We start from the raw sequence: 15,164 nt of genomic DNA, 5'->3' as shown, positions 1-15,164 counted from the left end.
TCCCACGGATGCCCGGCCCTTGTCGGAAGAATGACCGGTATGAGCGACTGGAATACGAACATCATCAACGAGTTCCGGGCCAATGAGGGCCGGGTGGGCGGGCCGTTCGAGGGCGCGCCGATGATCCTGATGCACCATCGCGGGCGCAAGAGCGGTCGTGAGCTGGTCACTCCGACCATGTACATGGCCGATGAGCAGGACCCCGCCGTGGTCTACGTGTTCGCATCCAAGGCGGGCGCGCCGACAAATCCGGACTGGTACTACAACCTGGTCACCGCCGGGAAGGCCGTGGCCGAGATCGGCACCGAGACCTACCCGGTCGTCGTCACCGAGGTGACCGGCGCGGACCGCGACCGGATCTTCGCCGAGCAGGCCCGGCGGTACCCGGGATTCGCGGAGTACGCGGAGAAAACGGCTGGGATCCGGACCATTCCGGTGCTCGCGCTGCGTCGCGTCTGAGGTCGGTGGACCGGTCGGCCCCGGCCTCGGGTGAGGCCGGGGCGCCAGGTCATTTGCCGGGTACGGGCGAGTTGATGGTGGTGAAGTACTGGGCGGCGGCGAGGACCGCGGCGGGCCCGGTCACGTCGAAACCCTCATCGCCCGCAACCCCCAGGTCCTCATCCTGCTGACCCAGGGCGACCAGACTCCCGATTCCGTCCGCCGGGCACTGCGCGCCCGCCCGGAACTGGCCGCTCTCGACGCCGTTCGCAACGACCGCATCGTCGCGATTCCCTTCGGCTACACCGGCCCCGGCCCGGTCGCCGTCGAAGGCCTGGAAGTGCTCGCGAACAAGATCGGGGCCCTCGGGTGAGCGACTACCTGATCCGCGCGGCGCTGTCCTCGGATGTGCCCGGAGCCCGCCGCGTCATGCTCGACACCTTCTACCGCGACCTCCGGTACGGATATCTGCCCGACCATCACGACGACGTGATCGATCCGGCCCGCGCCTACCTCTGCCATCCCCGGCAGCGGCTCTGGGTGGCCGTGCACGAGCGGCAGGTGGTCGCCACCACCGCGATCCGCGCCCGCGGGCCGGCCACGCCCCCGCACCCGCACCCGGCCTGGCTGAGCGCGCGGTACCCCGATCACAGCACCGCGCAGCTGTTCCGAGTCTATGTCGATCCCGGGCACCGTCGGTGCGGCCTTGCCGCCGAATTGGTCACGCACGCCATCGAATTCGTCCGTAGTACGCCCGGCTACGAGCGGCTGTGCCTGCACACCGACGCGAGTGTGGAAGGGGCGCTGGAGTTCTGGAAGTCGCTGGGCACCGTGGTCCACGACCATCGCGATCCCGCCCGGCGTTTCCAGACCGTCCACCTCGACATCCCGATCCGGCGGTAGGCGCGGAGCGTCCCCGGCCGGGGACGCTCAGTGCTCGTCGTAGTGCCCTTCGTGCGGCGCGTGGCGGTGCCCGTCGTGGATGTAGTCGACGTGGTCGCCGTGGGGCACCGCGGCATGGCCGCAGCCCTCGCCGTGGACGTGTTCATGATCGTCGTGCGCGGTGTGGCCGGACGGTTCGCACTCGTCGTAGTGGTCGCCGTGGGCTCGGTGCAGATGCCCGTCGTGCACGTAGTCGGTGTGGCCTTCGTGTGGAACGGCGACATGTCCGCAACCTTCGCCGTGGACGTGCTCGTGTCCGGCGTGCGGGGCGTGCGATTCGGTGCTCATGGCGTGGCTTCCTTCCGTGTGCAGGATCTTCCTCTAGGGGCATGTTTCATCCACTCATCATTATGTGCGCATCGGTCGTCTTCATCCGGTTCGGGTGAAGACTCCAATGTGGAATCGGCAATGTCATAGCGAACTGCGGATTCCTCGCCGCCTGTGCAGAATGACTGCAACTTCACTCTTGACAGTGACTGTCATATAGGGAGATCCTGTCGTCAGGCGAAGGAGGCACGGATGTCATTGCGGGAACGGCAGCGGCGGCAGATCCGCGGGGAGATTCAGCGGGCGGCGTACGAGTTGTTCGCGGAGAAGGGGTTCGGGGAGGTGACGACCGAGCAGATCGCGGCCGCGGCGGGGGTTTCGGCGAGCACGTACTTCCGGCACGTGCGCAGCAAGGAGGACCTGCTGCTCGACCCCGTGCGTGAAGGTGGCGCCGGGATCGTGGCGCTGCTGGAGGAGCGGGACTCGGGGGAATCGGCGGATGTGGCGCTGGCGCAGGCGATTCTGACTCGGTCCACGACCTTGGCCGCGCAGGACCTGGAGCAGTGGCGGGCGGCGTTCCAGACCGCGCCGCATCTGCTGGAACGGGTCGCGCTGATCACCCCGGAACATCGGACTCGGTTGGTCGAGCTGGTCGCGGAGCGGATGGGGCGGGACGCGGGTCAGGACAGCACGCCGGGCCTGCTGGTGCATCTCATGCTGGCGGCGGCGGAGTTCGGATATCTGCAGTGGCTGCGGAATTCGGCGCATCCGGAGATGTCGCTGGCGGTGTGCGTCGAGGGCGCGCTCGACGCCGTGACGGGGGAGCGCTGGCGCGGCTGAAAAGCCTCGGCGTGTCGGTGAACAGCTTCGAACAGAACAATCAGGGTGAGGAACAATGCAGGACGACAAGGCGACCGGCCGGAACTTCGATGTGATCGTGGTGGGATCCGGTGCGGCAGGGATGGCGGCGGCGCTGACCGCCGCCAAGCACGGGCTGTCGACGGTGATCGTCGAGAAGGCGGCCCACTGGGGCGGATCGACGGCGAGATCCGGTGGCGGCGTGTGGATTCCGGGCAACGCGGCACTGCGACGATCCGCTCCGGCCGATGACCTCGAGGCCGCGCGGGTCTATCTGAAGGACATCATCGGTCCGGGCGTGCCGCCCGAACGCATCGACACCTTCCTGGACCGCGGCGCGGAGGCGTTCGACTTCCTCGCCGCGCACTCGCCGCTGCGCATGCGGTGGGTGCCGGGCTATTCCGACTACTACCCGGAGGCTCCCGGCGGCCGCTCGCACGGCCGATCGGTCGAGCCCGCGCCGTACAACGCCACCGGTCTGGGTGCCGAATTGTCCACCCTGGAACCGGATTACGTGCGCGCCCCGAAGAACGTCGTGATCACCCAGGCCGAGTTCCGGCAGCTGCACCTGGGCCTGCGCAACCCGCGCAGCCCGCTGACCGGCGCTCGCGTCGCGGGCCGCTGGCTGGCGGCGACCGTGCTGCGCCGCCGCGTCCTCGCCCGCGGCCAGGCCCTCAGCGCCATGCTCCGCGCGGGTCTGCTGGCGGCGAACGTCCCGCTGTGGCTGGAGACGCCGCTGCTCGACCTGCGCACCGAGGACGGCCGGGTCACCGGCGCGGTGGTGCGTCGCGACGGCCGCGAACTGCTGCTCACCGCCCGCCGCGGCGTGATCATCGCGACCGGCGGTTTCGAGCACAACGAGGCCATGCGCAAGCAGTACCAGCGCGAACCCATCGGCACCGACTGGACCGTCGGCGCGAAGGCCAATACCGGCGACGGGATCCGCGCGGGCGAGAATGCCGGTGGCGCCGTCGAATTCATGGCCGACGCGTGGTGGGGCCCGTCCATCCCGCTGCCCCGCCTGCCCTGGTTCTGTCTGGCCGAACGCAATCTGCCCGGCAGCATCGTGGTCAACGACCGCGGCGAGCGGTTCATGAACGAGTGCCTGCCCTATGTGGAGGCCACGCACGAGATGTACGGCGGCGAGTACGGCCAGGGCGCGGGCCCGGGCGAGAACCTGCCCGCCTGGCTGATCTTCGACCAGCGCTACCGCAACCGCTACCAGTTCGCGGGCGTCCCGCCCCGGCAGGCGCTGCCGGGCCGCTGGTTCAAGTCGGGCGCGCTGACCCGTGCCGACTCGCTCCCCGAACTCGCCGAGAAGATCGGCATCCCGGTCGAGAACCTCCGCGCCACGGTGACCCGATTCAACGAATTCGCCGCCACCGGAACCGATCCCGACTTCGGTCGCGGCAACAGCGCCTACGACAACTACTACGGTGACCCGCGCAACCGCCCGAACCCGAACCTCGGCGCGCTGGAGACCGGCCCGTACTACGCCGCCACACTGGTCCCCGGCGACCTCGGCACCAAGGGCGGCCTGAGCGCCGACACCGACGGCCGGGTCCTGCGCGCGGACGGTTCGGTGATCGAGGGCCTGTACGCGGCGGGCAATGCCGGCGCGCCCGTCATGGGCCACACCTACGCCGGTCCCGGCGCGACCATCGGCCCCGCCATCGTCTACGGCTACCTCGCCGCCCTGCACGCCGCGGGCAAGTAGTCACTCCGGCGTCAGGCCAGCGCCGCGCCGCCGAGCGTGAGCACGGCGGCGGTGGCGTGGGGTCCCCGGCAATGTGGCCGCCCTGACCGAGGCGGGCCGATTGTTCGGCCGCATCGCGCATCTCGTCGACTCGGTCGAGAATCTGACCGATGACGTGGCCCGCGGCAAATGGAATCCGCTGGTGGCCACGGGTTCCGATGTCGCCGAGGCGCACCGGCTGTGCGCCGATGCCTTATTGGGCATCGAATTGGCGCTGGCGGAAGTGGAATTCACCGATTCGCGGCTGATTCACAAACTGCTGAAACACGAATTGGGTCGCTCAGTGACCCGGGCTTTCGGCGGCTCCGCGCCCGCGTGCGCGAATCATGCCGTCGTGGCGCCGCAATCGCGTTGGCGTCGGCGCGGACCGGACCCGTGGGGCCCGCCGCCGGGCTACGGCGGATACGGCCCGGGGCCCGGCTATTACGGGCGCGCGCCGCGTCGCCGGAGCGGTTGCTGCCTGCCGTGCTGCGAGGGCTGCGTGTGCTGCGGCGAGGGTTGCTGCTGTTGTGGCGAGGGCTGTTGCTGCTGTGAGGAATCCTGCTGCGACTGCTCAGGTCACCCGGGTGCGGTGAGCCGCCCCCACCGGGTGGGCGGCTCACCTCCGCGTATCAGTGCGACGAGCCCGAGGCGGATCCGGTCGGGATGAAGCCGCCGATGCTGCCGGTGCTGAAGTTCGAGGAGCCGGACACGGTGGTGGTGGTGTCCAGAGTCCAGGTGCCGCAGCCGCTGGTGAAGAAGCCGACGTCGGTGGACTTGATCTCGACCGTGGCCTTGCCGCCGACGGCGCCGCCCGCCTCGATGGTGCCGCCGGTGCCGCCCGCGAGCGAGGACAGGCGCGCCCAGGCGCACAGCTGGGTCGCGGTCGTGGTCTTATAGACGCCGGGCTGAATGTCGATGCCGACCTTGAAGGTGGAGTCGGAGCCGATGACGGTGGCCAGCGACGCCTCCGCGGTGCCCGCGCCGGCGAGCAGGGCGGCGGCGGTGAGCGCCAGGCCGTTGGCCCAGAGTGCCTTGTTCATGGTGAAATCCTCAGTGTGTGAAACGAGAGCGTTTCGCAGGGTAATGGGTTTCCCATTCGCCGGGAGGGTTTTCCGTAACCTGGCGCAAATGGCTATCGGCGAGATCTGGACATCGGCTCCCGCATACCGCGGGTGACACCGATAATGTGCTGTGTGGCAGGACAATTCGTTGTCATGCCCGATTGGTCCTCGCGTGACAATCAGGACTGCGGCGACGCCGTCGCCGACCCCACCCGGCTGGTACCTCGTGGCGGTCGTGGACGCCGACGGGGTTCCCTCGGTCGGTCAATGGCCGCAACCGGGGGTGGCCGCGCCTTCGCTCGGGTGGCCGCGAACGGGGGCCGCCCGCACTACCGTGGAAGCATGACCGCGGAGTACGAGTACCTGCTCGTCAAAACCGATGGTGACACCGTCACCATCACCATGAATCGGCCCGATCGGCGTAATGCGTTGTCCGCCGATCATCTGTCCGAGCTGCTCGCGGCGTTCCGGGCGGCGGGGGAGACCGACGCGTCCGGCATCGTGCTGGCCGCGGCCGGGCCCGTATTCAGCGCGGGCCATGATTTCGCGGATGTCGCCGCGCGCGACCTGCTCGGTGTTCGCGACCTGCTCACGCTGTGCCAGGAGGTCATGACCACTCTCGAAGAGGTCCCGCAGGTGGTGATCGCGCGGGTGCAGGGCCTGGCCACCGCGGCCGGTTGTCAGCTCGTCGCCTCCTGCGATCTGGCCGTCGCCGCCGACTCCGCGGGCTTCGCCCTGCCCGGAGGCAAGGGCGGCTGGTTCTGCCATACCCCGGCCGTTCCCGTCGCCCGGTCGATCGGCCGAAAGCGCTTGATGGAACTGGCCCTGACCGGCGATGTGATCGATGCTCGCACCGCCGTCGACTGGGGCTTGATCAATTACGCGGTCCCGGCCGCCGACCTGGACGCCGCAGTCGCCGACCTGCTCGGCCGGGCCACGCGGGGGAGTCGTGCCAGCAAGGCCCTGGGCAAGCGCACCCTCTACGCGCAGCTCGACCGCCCCGAGGCGGACGCGTACACGCTCGCGCGGGAAGTCATGGCCGCCGCCTCCCAATTGCCCGGCGCGAGTGAGGGAATGGCCGCTTTCCTGGAGAAGCGTTCGCCCGTCTGGCCCGATTGACGGGAGCCGGCCGACCATCGAGCCCGGTCGCGTCACGACTGATTCGAGAGCGCAAGTATCCAAGTCTGTAGATATTGCAATCTGATCATGGATTGCGTAGATGTCGCGGCTGCCGCAAGACCCGGCGTGGGTTCCGCACCATGCGACTACGAGGATGCGGCCGAACCGAATCGGGCTTCGAACGCGGCGCGGTTGGCCGAGACGGGGGAGCGGTCCCAGACCGCGAAGACGACCCGTTCGAAGGCGGCGCCGTGGACGCGCAGCGCGAGGTCGAAGGCTTCGGCGACTTCGTTCGGGTCATTGCGGAACACGCCGCAACCCCAGGCGCCGAGCACCAGTTCGCGCACTCCGTGGTGGGCGGCGACGGCCAGTACGCGGGTGGCGCGTTCGGTGAGGAGGCCGCGCACGTCGACCGGGTGGCCCGAACGGTCCGCGAGCGCACCGGCATTCGGGGCGGGCGAGGTCAGGAAGGACGTCGTGAACGGGTGCGGGTCGAGTTCGCCGCGGTCGTCCCGGATGACCGGCACCTCGGGGGAGTAGATGACCCGATGGCTGTAGCCGAGGTCGTCGGAGGCGCGGTGGGCCTCGTAGTAGCGGGGTGTCTCGAGCAGGCACCGATAGAGCAGTGCGCTGCGGCAGAGATCCTCTTCCTGAGCGCGGGCGCCGCGAATGTAGCCGCCGCCGGGGTTGCGGGCGGACGCGAAGTTGAGCACCGCCAAGCGTTTTCCGGCTTCGGCGTGGATCCGGCGCGCGGCTTGGACGCTGCCTTCGCCGGTGACCTCGAGGCGTCCGGTGAATGGTCCGGTGAGCGGCGTGTAGAGGTCTTCCTCGGGCTCGTGGCAGAGGGTCCGGGCGCGGGCCTCGGTCAGCGGGGCGCTGATGTCGACGAGGGTGCCGTCGCTGGTGCGGTAGGTGCCGAGACCGGCGATCTGCTCGTTCTCGGTGGCGGTTTGTCTTGGGCTGGTGGTCATTTCGCCGACTCTACGGGCCGGCCCTGGAGCCGTCACCCGAATTTTAGTCGCTAACACCAATACTGGTCGGTGCGGTGGGCGTAACGGGATTGTCGGGCCCGCCGCCTACGATGTGGCCATGACCGGCTCCCAGCGTTTGCGGATCGTCCCGTCGCAGTTCGCGGTGGATCATCTGCCGAATTCGACGTTTCCGGAGGACGACGAGTGGATCGCGCTCGTGCGAGCGCCGGAGGGGCTCACGGTGATTCGGGAGGCGCCGGCGTGGGCCGAGGGGGAGACCTGGAAGGGCTTCTACGGTATCGACGCTGGCAGTCTGAACTCGCCCGGCACGCTGGCCGCGCTGATCGGGCCACTGGCGGATTCGTCGATCCCGGTGTTCGTGGCCTCGACCTTCCACGCCGATCTCATCCTGGTTCCGGCACATCGGCTGGAGGAGGCGTCGGCGGCACTGCGGGACGCGGGGCACCGCCTGGCGGAGTGAGACTGCTTCGAACGCGGCGGGGCGGGCCCGGACAACGCCTTATGTTGTGAGGGCGGGCAGTCCATATTACTGTCTACGTACGTAGAACGTACGAATGGCGCGCCGAGGTGAGGAGACGTCGGACGTGAGTGCACGAGGCTTCGGGGATCTGGAAACCGTCATCATCGAACGGATCTGGGATCGCCCCGGGAAGACGACGGTTCGCGAGCTGTTCGACGAGCTGGCCGCCGAGCGCGACATCGCGTACACCACCGTCATGTCCACCATGGACAACCTGCACCGCAAGGGCTGGCTGGAGCGTGAGCGGGTCGGCAAGGCCTACCACTACTGGGCCAGTCTCAGTCGCGAGGAGTACAGCGCCCGGCTCATGCGTGAGGCGCTGGGCAGTGGTGGCCGTTCGGAGTTGGTGCTCGCGCATTTCGTGGAGCAGATGAGCGCCGAGGAGTCCGACGGGCTGCGCGCGGCGTTGCGGAAGTTCACGCGCGGCAAGCGCTGATCGTCGGGGGCCGGTGGCCCTTTCTGTCGTAGGCACGGCGCTAGTTCGGCGTGTCGGGTGTTCCGATGGCGCGAACCCCATGCGTGTCGTGGTCTTTTGCTCCGTGTTCGCCCCGCGGGCGTGAACCCGGTCACCGGGTTGCTACGAACTACGTACGTAGATAGTAGATTGTTTCGGGAGCGTGTCCATCGGGTTCCGTCGCGATGACCTCGTACGGCGACCATGACCGCTCGACCGGTGAAAGTGACGGCGGAACAGTCGAAGTCGGGCAGGAGGTGGCGGCGTGGGCCGTGGCGGCGGTTCGGGCCGGTTCCTGTGGGGACTGCTGTTCGCTGTGCTGGTACTGGTCGCCGCGATCACCGACTGTGCTGCCGGGGCGGGCGCCGACCATTCGCCCGGAGCGAGTCACGCTCAGACCGTCGGCGTCTCCGACGAGCCGCTGGGCGGCGAATCCGCTCACTGTGACCCGCATGTGGAACACGCCATCCGGTCGGCCTCACCCGGCGAGGAGCACGCGCCGGAGTTCACCACCGAGCGGATCGCGGTCGAGGTCGGTCTGGCGAATCAAAGCGTCGCCACCGCCGTCCACGGTGTGCGCGGACCGCCGGGAGGTGCGGTCGGCGGCCGAATACTGCTGACGCGCTTGTGTATCGCCCGACGCTGATCGGTCAGCGGCAGGCCGGGGTCATCGCCCGCGGCCGGAGTCCGTTGCCATGCACGTCATTCCGCCGCATAGGGCGGTCCGATACCGAAAGCGACAGTCATGGACCGAGGTCTGCTCGACGAATTCGACATGCTCACCACCAGTTCCGGCGTGCCCGTACTGGCCCGCGAACCGCGCGCCCTGGTGGGCAATACGCCCGTGCTGTGGGTGGGTGAGCCCTTCGCGCCCGCCGGGCGCGGCTTCTGGGCCAAACTCGAAGGCCGCAATCCGGGCGGTATGAAGGACCGGCCCGCATTGCACATGGTGCGCCGCGCCCGCGAGCGCGGCGAGCTCGCGCCGGGCGCGCGAATTATCGAATCTTCCAGCGGCACTCTGGGGCTGGGGCTGGCCCTGGCCGGGCTGGTGTACGGGCACCCGGTGACGGTGGTGACCGATCCCGGGCTGGAACCCATGGTCGCCCAGTTGCTCGCGGCCTACGGCGCGCGGGTGGACCTGGTGCGCGACCCGCATCCCGAGGGTGGCTGGCAGCAGGCGCGCCGCGATCGCGTGGCCGAACTGCTGGCGGCGGAGCCGGGTTCGTGGTGCCCCGACCAGTACAGCAATCCCGACAATGTGGACGCCTATGAGTCCCTGGCCCGGGAACTGATCGAGCAGCTGGGCGGCGTGGACGTGCTGGTGTGCGCGGTCGGCACCGGCGGGCACTCCGCCGGCATCGCCCGCGCCCTGCGCCGCACCAATCCCGCGTTGTCGCTGATCGGCGTGGACACCGTGGCCTCCACCATCTTCGGCCAGCAGGCCGGTCCCCGCCTTATGCGCGGGCTGGGTTCGAGCATCCATCCGCGCAATGTCGACTATGCCGCGTTCACCGAAATCCATTGGGTCGCACCGGCCGAATCGGTGTGGGCCTGCCGCACCCTGGCCTCGGGCTACCTGTCCAGCGGCGGCTGGAGCGTTGGCGCGGTGGCACTGGTGGCCGGGTGGGCGGCCCGCACCCATCCCGAGGGCGCCCGCATCGCCGCCGTCTTCCCCGACGGTCCACACCGCTACTTCGATACCGTCTACAACGACTCCTATTGCGCCGCACACGGTCTGCTGGACGCGGGCCAACCAGCGGGTCCCGATGTGATCGCCCATCCCCGCGAGCGGCAGGTCGAACGCTGGACCCGCTGCACGACAGTCATCGACCCCCGCATACCCGACCACCCGCGTGATGCGACCCCGGGGCGGCAGTCGTGAGTGTCGTGGCGAAGTTCCGCGGGTTCGACCGGGCGGCCCAGCTGCTCATGGTCAACCAGTTCGGCATCAATCTCGGCTTCTACATGCTCATGCCCTATCTGGCCGGATACCTGTCCGGTCCCCTGGGTTTGGCGGCGTGGGCGGTCGGTTTGGTGCTGGGTGTGCGCAACTTCTCGCAGCAGGGCATGTTCCTGGTGGGCGGCACGCTGGCGGATCGGCTGGGGTACAAGCCGCTGATCGTGGCCGGATGTCTGTTGCGGACCGGGGGTTTCGCGCTGCTGGCGTTCGCCTCGGATCTGCCGAGCCTGATCATCGCCTCGGCGGCGACCGGTTTCGCGGGCGCGCTGTTCAATCCGGCGGTGCGCGCCTACCTCGCGGCCGAGGCGGGGGAGCGGCGGGTGGAGGCGTTCGCGGTGTTCAATGTCTTCTATCAGGCCGGGACCCTGGCGGGCCCGCTGGTCGGATTGGCGTTGCTGGCGTTGGATTTCCGGGTGACGGCGGCCGCGGCGGCGGTGGTGTTCGCGGCGCTCACCGTCGCGCAGTTGTTCGCGTTGCCCGCGCGCCGTGCGGCCGAGCCCGCGGTGCGGACCTCGGTGCTCGAGGATTGGCGCACGGTGGTGGCGAATCGCCGGTTCGTGGCGTTCGCGGTGGCCATGGTCGGCTCGTATGTGCTGTCGTTCCAGGTGTATCTGGCGCTGCCGTTGCAGGCGGAATTCCTGGCGGGGGACCGGGCGCAGACGGTCACCTCGGCGTTGTTCGTGATCTCCGGTGTCGTCGCGGTCGCGGGCCAGTTGCGCATTACGGCCTGGTTCCGCGGCCGGTGGGGGACCGGGCGCGGATTGGTGGTGGGGGTGGCGTTACTGGCGGTGTCGTTCCTGCCGTTGGCGATCGTGCCGTCGGGCGGGATCTTCGGGGCCGCGGTGGCGCTCGGCGCGCTGCTGCTGGCGGCGGCGGTGCTGGCGGTGGGGACGGCGGCGGTGTTCCCGTTCGAGATGGACACCGTGGTGTCGCTGTCGGGAAATCGGCTGGTGGCCACGCATTACGGCTTCTACAACACCGTGGTGGGCATCGGCATCCTGATCGGCAACCTGGCCACGGGCGCACTGCTGGGCGCGGCGCACGCCGCGGGCGCGGAGTGGGCGGTCTGGCTGGGACTGGTGGTGATCGGCGCGATCGCGGCCGTGGCGCTGGCGGTGCTGGACGGTTCTGGTCGCGAGCCCACGCGCGGCGGCCGGCATCGCAGACGTCCGTCGCATCGCATGCCCCCGCCCGGCCGGGTGATCGACTACCCGACCCAGCCGCTGCCGGCGCGGCGCTGATATCGCCCGCGGTCAGGTCAGACAGACCTCGATGCCGATGGCGGCCGCGATGAGCGCGGCCACCGGGATCAGCATGGCGGTCAGGGTCGCGGCCACGGCCGCGGCGCGCGAGTGGGAGCGGGCCGGCCCGGCCGGTTCGGACAGTCGCCGCACGCGGGAGCGCAGCACCGCGTGGGTGGTGTCGGACTGCTCGGGCAGCGCGGCCATGGTGAGCAGTGCTTGCAGGACCGTGTCGCGGCCGTGAATGCGCGCGGCCGCGTCGTCGGCCAGCATTTCCAGCAGCCGCGCCACCTCGGCCGCGCCGGTGGTGAACAGTTGGATCCGCGGCAGCACGGTGGCCAGGCCGCGGGTCAGGGTGAGCAGCAGGTGGTGGCGGCCGATCAGGTGGGCGCGCTCGTGGGACAGCACCGCTTCGAGGTGGTGGTCGTCGAGGGCGGTGAGTACGCCGCGGCTGACCACGATCGTATGGGGTTTGCCCGCAACGCAATACGCGGCGGGATGATCGACGTCGAGGATCACGGCGTCCAGTTCGGGGTGGTGGCGTCCGGCCAGGCGGGCCATGCGCGCGTGCTCGATGGTGCTGCGGCGTGATCGCCACAGGGTGGTGGCGAGCCGCAACGCCACCACGAGGCCCGCGAGCGCCGCGAAGAAGGACAGGACCAGCAGGCCCGTCTGGAGGTGCCGCCCGTAGTGGCCGACCGCCGCGTCATGCAGGTGCAGCAGGCAGGTGTCGAGGAAGCGGGCCGGTAGCACCGAGATCTTATGGGTGCCGATGTCGACCACGATGATGGTCACCGTCACCGTCCAGGCCAGCAGGGTCGAGATCATCACCGCCACCCACGCCGCGACCGCGATGCGCGGTGCGGCCCCCGACGCGCTGATCCGCCGCAGCACCCGGGGCGCGAGCACCGCGACCGCGAACCCGTACAGCAACAGACAGACAGCGACACTCATCGGCCCACCCGCGATCGCGCGGCCCGCATCCGATCTCCTCCCGTGGAATCCGCCCGAGTGTAGGGGGCAAAACTGAGGACAGCCTTACTGTCGCGCACGAGTTTGCGAATCGTGTGCGGGTCGGCACCTGCCCCTTGCGTGCGACCCCACGTCTACGGTATTACGTATCTACGTAGTTGATACGTAGATGGTCTGGGTGTCGTCCTGCGACGGCACCGGGACGCCGACCGGAACCGGCGTCGACCACGGGCGGGGCCGGGCTTCCAAGCGAGCAGGCCCGGCGCCGTCCGTGGTCACCGGGGCGCGGCCAGCAGGCCCAGTGCGGCCGCCTCGATCGCGTCCTCGTCCAGCAGCACCGACGATGCCGCCGGGCCCAGCGGCACGAAACTGTCGGCACTGGTGACCCGGGCCGGCCTGCCCTCGAATCCGGCGTCGAGCAGCGCCGCGCACACCGCCTCGGAAACGCCTCCGCTGCGGCGGGTTTCGTCGGCGATCAGCACGCGCCCGGTGGCGCGGGCATTGTCGAGGAGATCCTCCACCGGCAGCGGGGCCAGCCAGCGCAGGTCCAGCACCCGGGCGTGGATGTCGCGCTCGGCCAGTCGCCGCGCCACCCGCAGGCTCATCGGTACCCCGTTGCCGAAACTCACGATGGTCAGATGCGTGCCCGTGCCGTGCACCCGGGCCCGGCCGATCTCGGCATGGGGCACACCGGAAATCGGCGCCAGCCAGCCGCCGTCGCCGTCGAGATGCAGGTCGCGGGTGTGATAGAGCGCGATCGGCTCCACGAACACGCACACCCGGCCGTCCACCCGCGCCGCCGCCACACACGTGCGCAGCATGGCCGCGGCGTCGTCGGCACGCGATGGCACCGCCAGCACCAGACCGGGGATATCCCGCAGCGCGGCAAGGGAATTGTCATTGTGGAAGTGGCCGCCGAAGCCCTTCTGATACGCCAGGCCCGCGATGCGCACCACCACCGGATTGCGATAGCGGCCGCCGGAGAAGAACGACAGGGTCGCCGCCTCGCCGCGCAGCTGGTCCTCGGCATTGTGGACATAGGCCAGGTACTGGATCTCCGGGATGGGCACGAATCCGGCCAGGCCCGCGCCGAGCGCGGTGCCCAGCACGCTCTGTTCGTCGAGCAGAGTGTCGAAAACTCTTCGTACGCCGAAACGTTGCTGCAAGCCCTTGGTGACGCCGTACACCCCGCCCTTGCGGCCCACGTCCTCGCCGAACACCAGCACGTCCGGGTCGCGAGCCAGCAGGTGCGCCAGGGTCTGATTCACCGCCTGGGCCAGGGTGAGCGGGTCTTCGTTCTCGGGGCCTTCGGTGCTGCGCAGGGCGTCGGTGCGGACCGTCGAGGGATGCGCGGGGGCCAACGGGGCCAGCACCTCGGCGGCCGAGCCCAATTTCGGTTCGTGCCAGGCACTGTCGGCGGCCTTGGCGACCTGTTCGGCGATCTCGTCGTAGCGGGCCAGGACCGCGTCCGGGGTTGCCACCCCGGCGGTGACCAGCAGCCGGGCGGTCGCGGCCACCGGGTCGTGGCGCAGATCGGCGGCCATCTCGGCTGGACGCCGGTAGGCCGATTCGACATCGGAGCCCGCGTGGCCGAGCAGCCGCACCGTGCGCAGACGCAGGAAGGCCGGTTTGCGCTGGGCGCGAACATGATCGGCGGCCGCGGTCGCCGCCGCCAGCGCCGCGGGCAGGTCCGCGCCGTCGGCGTCGAAATACGCCAGTCCGGGGCGCGAGCCGTAGGCCTGCTCGATCCAGGTGCGCGGGGTGGGCACGCTGATGCCCAGGCCGTTGTCCTCGCACACGAACAGGATCGGCATGGGCACGCCCTGATGGGCGGTGTGGATCGCGGTATTGATCGCACCGGCGGCGGTCGAGTGATTGGCCGAGGCGTCGCCGAAACTGCACACCACCACCGCGTCCGTGGGCCATTCGGTGCGCAGCCCCAGTTGCGCGGCGCGCCCCAGCGCGAAGGCCAGCCCGACCGCGCGCGGCAGATGCGAGGCGATGGTGGAGGTCTGCGGGATGATGTGGGCGGGCTTGCTGCCGAAAACCTTGTGCCGCCCACCGGAAATCGGGTCCGCGGCCGCCGCGGTCACGCCCAGCAGGACGTCGCGGATCGGGTCCAGGCCCGGTACCTGCCAGGTGCGGTGCACGAAGAACGCGCCCGAGCGGTAGTGCAGCAGCGCCGGATCGGTGACCCGCAGCGCCGCCGCGACCGCGACGTTGCCCTCGTGCCCGGCCGATCCGATGCTGTAGTAGCCGTGCCCGTCGCGGCCCAGCCGCCGCGCGGCCAGATCCAGGTGCCGGGAGGTGGCCTGGGCGTCGAACAGTGCCAGGGCGAGCTCACCGGTGAGCCCGGCGGCGCCGATCAATTTCCCCTGCGCGCGAGCCGGTCCCGGCGTCGCCGCGGCGACCTCCGCGCGAAACCACTGATCCAGAGCCGCTTCGCGATCGTTGATGACGCCCTCCCATATGGCCCATATGTCGCGTACGCCGGGAAATCAGGTTAGAGGTGGAACGGCGTTACCCGCGGCAACATCCGATCCCTCGGCCAGTCCGTCCAGCCTGCCGCGAATCGGCGCGGGCGGGGACCATTTTGTGGAGA

16 protein-coding genes are annotated in these 15,164 nt (G+C 69.8%); 11 read left to right on the top strand and 5 right to left on the bottom strand.

The genetic code is table 11. From position 1 onward, the window contains the following. Positions 1-30: 30 nt before the first annotated feature. Positions 31-459 (top strand): nitroreductase/quinone reductase family protein, encoded by a 429-nt coding sequence (locus ACFV4K_RS28800; protein ID WP_379279146.1) that lies wholly within the window; start codon positions 31-33, stop codon positions 457-459. 348 nt (positions 460-807) lie between these two features. Next, positions 808-1,341: a GNAT family N-acetyltransferase gene (locus ACFV4K_RS28795; protein ID WP_379279142.1), complete on the top strand. Its 534-nt coding sequence runs from the start codon at positions 808-810 to the stop codon at positions 1,339-1,341. Between the two features lie 27 nt (positions 1,342-1,368). Here the strand turns inward: ACFV4K_RS28795 and ACFV4K_RS28790 are convergent, their stop codons facing one another. Further along, positions 1,369-1,668, bottom strand: coding sequence for a hypothetical protein (locus ACFV4K_RS28790; RefSeq protein WP_379279141.1), 300 nt, complete (start codon positions 1,666-1,668; stop codon positions 1,369-1,371). 231 nt (positions 1,669-1,899) lie between these two features. On the opposite strand from ACFV4K_RS28790, the gene ACFV4K_RS28785 reads away from it, so the two are divergent. Next, entirely contained in the window at positions 1,900-2,487 is a 588-nt protein-coding gene (locus ACFV4K_RS28785; protein ID WP_379279140.1) for a TetR/AcrR family transcriptional regulator, read from the top strand. 55 nt (positions 2,488-2,542) lie between these two features. Further along, positions 2,543-4,222 carry a 3-oxosteroid 1-dehydrogenase gene (gene kstD / locus ACFV4K_RS28780; RefSeq protein ID WP_379279138.1) on the top strand — a complete coding sequence of 560 codons (1,680 nt, stop codon included), beginning with the start codon at positions 2,543-2,545 and terminating at the stop codon, positions 4,220-4,222. Between the two features lie 650 nt (positions 4,223-4,872). Here the strand turns inward: kstD and ACFV4K_RS28775 are convergent. Further along, positions 4,873-5,283: a hypothetical protein gene (locus ACFV4K_RS28775; RefSeq protein WP_379279136.1), complete on the bottom strand. Its 411-nt coding sequence runs from the start codon at positions 5,281-5,283 to the stop codon at positions 4,873-4,875. A gap of 151 nt (positions 5,284-5,434) precedes the next feature. Between ACFV4K_RS28775 and ACFV4K_RS28770 the strand changes: the two genes are divergently transcribed. Then, positions 5,435-5,650, top strand: coding sequence for a galactose oxidase-like domain-containing protein (locus ACFV4K_RS28770; RefSeq protein ID WP_379279135.1), 216 nt, complete (start codon positions 5,435-5,437; stop codon positions 5,648-5,650). Beyond that, positions 5,647-6,423 (top strand): enoyl-CoA hydratase-related protein, encoded by a 777-nt coding sequence (locus ACFV4K_RS28765; RefSeq protein ID WP_379279133.1) that lies wholly within the window; start codon positions 5,647-5,649, stop codon positions 6,421-6,423. Before ACFV4K_RS28770 ends, ACFV4K_RS28765 begins: the two co-directional genes overlap by 4 nt. A 146-nt stretch (positions 6,424-6,569) precedes the next feature. Here ACFV4K_RS28765 and ACFV4K_RS28760 read toward each other — a convergent pair whose 3' ends face one another. Beyond that, on the bottom strand, positions 6,570-7,394 hold the full coding sequence (locus ACFV4K_RS28760; protein ID WP_379279131.1) for a TIGR02452 family protein: 825 nt from the start codon (positions 7,392-7,394) through the stop codon (positions 6,570-6,572). Positions 7,395-7,512: 118 nt separating this feature from the next. Here ACFV4K_RS28760 and ACFV4K_RS28755 point away from each other — a divergent pair, with 118 nt between their 5' ends. The 5 genes from ACFV4K_RS28755 to ACFV4K_RS28735 all read left to right on the top strand — a co-directional run bounded on the left by ACFV4K_RS28755 (position 7,513) and on the right by ACFV4K_RS28735 (position 11,590). Next, on the top strand, positions 7,513-7,875 hold the full coding sequence (locus ACFV4K_RS28755; RefSeq protein WP_357083168.1) for an ACT domain-containing protein: 363 nt from the start codon (positions 7,513-7,515) through the stop codon (positions 7,873-7,875). A 124-nt stretch (positions 7,876-7,999) separates the two neighbouring features. After that, a complete protein-coding gene (locus ACFV4K_RS28750) occupies positions 8,000-8,371 on the top strand; it encodes a BlaI/MecI/CopY family transcriptional regulator (protein WP_379279130.1) in 372 nt (123 codons plus the stop codon). A gap of 283 nt (positions 8,372-8,654) precedes the next feature. Next, a complete protein-coding gene (locus ACFV4K_RS28745; RefSeq protein ID WP_379279129.1) occupies positions 8,655-9,035 on the top strand; it encodes a hypothetical protein in 381 nt (126 codons plus the stop codon). A 99-nt stretch (positions 9,036-9,134) separates the two neighbouring features. Beyond that, on the top strand, positions 9,135-10,271 hold the full coding sequence (locus ACFV4K_RS28740) for a PLP-dependent cysteine synthase family protein (protein ID WP_379279127.1): 1,137 nt from the start codon (positions 9,135-9,137) through the stop codon (positions 10,269-10,271). Then, positions 10,268-11,590: an MFS transporter gene (locus ACFV4K_RS28735; RefSeq protein ID WP_379279125.1), complete on the top strand. Its 1,323-nt coding sequence runs from the start codon at positions 10,268-10,270 to the stop codon at positions 11,588-11,590. Before ACFV4K_RS28740 ends, ACFV4K_RS28735 begins: the two co-directional genes overlap by 4 nt. Positions 11,591-11,602: 12 nt before the next feature. Here ACFV4K_RS28735 and ACFV4K_RS28730 read toward each other — a convergent pair whose 3' ends face one another. Both ACFV4K_RS28730 and ACFV4K_RS28725 read right to left on the bottom strand, forming a co-directional pair. Further along, entirely contained in the window at positions 11,603-12,544 is a 942-nt protein-coding gene (locus tag ACFV4K_RS28730; RefSeq protein ID WP_379279124.1) for a M56 family metallopeptidase, read from the bottom strand. A gap of 293 nt (positions 12,545-12,837) precedes the next feature. Continuing rightward, the gene (locus ACFV4K_RS28725) at positions 12,838-15,018 is read right to left on the bottom strand and encodes a thiamine pyrophosphate-dependent enzyme (RefSeq protein ID WP_379279144.1); all 2,181 of its coding nucleotides are present in this window, start codon (positions 15,016-15,018) and stop codon (positions 12,838-12,840) included. Positions 15,019-15,164 lie beyond the last annotated feature (146 nt).

Origin of the sequence: Nocardia sp. NPDC059764 (assembly GCF_042732555.1) — a bacterium.
In the GTDB taxonomy this organism is placed as follows: Bacteria; Actinomycetota; Actinomycetes; order Mycobacteriales; family Mycobacteriaceae; genus Nocardia.
Note: the sequence above shows the minus strand (reverse complement) of the source record. Positions and strands in the feature narration are given on the sequence as shown.

What these genes read in the sequence shown, in the direction of transcription:
- ACFV4K_RS28785 (WP_379279140.1), top strand. Translation starts at nt 1,900, where the DNA reads ATGTCATTGCGGGAACGGCAGCGGCGGCAGATCCGCGGGGAGATTCAG.
- ACFV4K_RS28730 (WP_379279124.1), bottom strand. Translation starts at nt 12,544, where the DNA reads ATGAGTGTCGCTGTCTGTCTGTTGCTGTACGGGTTCGCGGTCGCGGTG.
- kstD (WP_379279138.1), top strand. Translation starts at nt 2,543, where the DNA reads ATGCAGGACGACAAGGCGACCGGCCGGAACTTCGATGTGATCGTGGTG.
- ACFV4K_RS28765 (WP_379279133.1), top strand. Translation starts at nt 5,647, where the DNA reads ATGACCGCGGAGTACGAGTACCTGCTCGTCAAAACCGATGGTGACACC.
- ACFV4K_RS28760 (WP_379279131.1), bottom strand. Translation starts at nt 7,394, where the DNA reads ATGACCACCAGCCCAAGACAAACCGCCACCGAGAACGAGCAGATCGCC.
- ACFV4K_RS28775 (WP_379279136.1), bottom strand. Translation starts at nt 5,283, where the DNA reads ATGAACAAGGCACTCTGGGCCAACGGCCTGGCGCTCACCGCCGCCGCC.
- ACFV4K_RS28740 (WP_379279127.1), top strand. Translation starts at nt 9,135, where the DNA reads ATGGACCGAGGTCTGCTCGACGAATTCGACATGCTCACCACCAGTTCC.
- ACFV4K_RS28800 (WP_379279146.1), top strand. Translation starts at nt 31, where the DNA reads ATGACCGGTATGAGCGACTGGAATACGAACATCATCAACGAGTTCCGG.
- ACFV4K_RS28755 (WP_357083168.1), top strand. Translation starts at nt 7,513, where the DNA reads ATGACCGGCTCCCAGCGTTTGCGGATCGTCCCGTCGCAGTTCGCGGTG.
- ACFV4K_RS28790 (WP_379279141.1), bottom strand. Translation starts at nt 1,668, where the DNA reads ATGAGCACCGAATCGCACGCCCCGCACGCCGGACACGAGCACGTCCAC.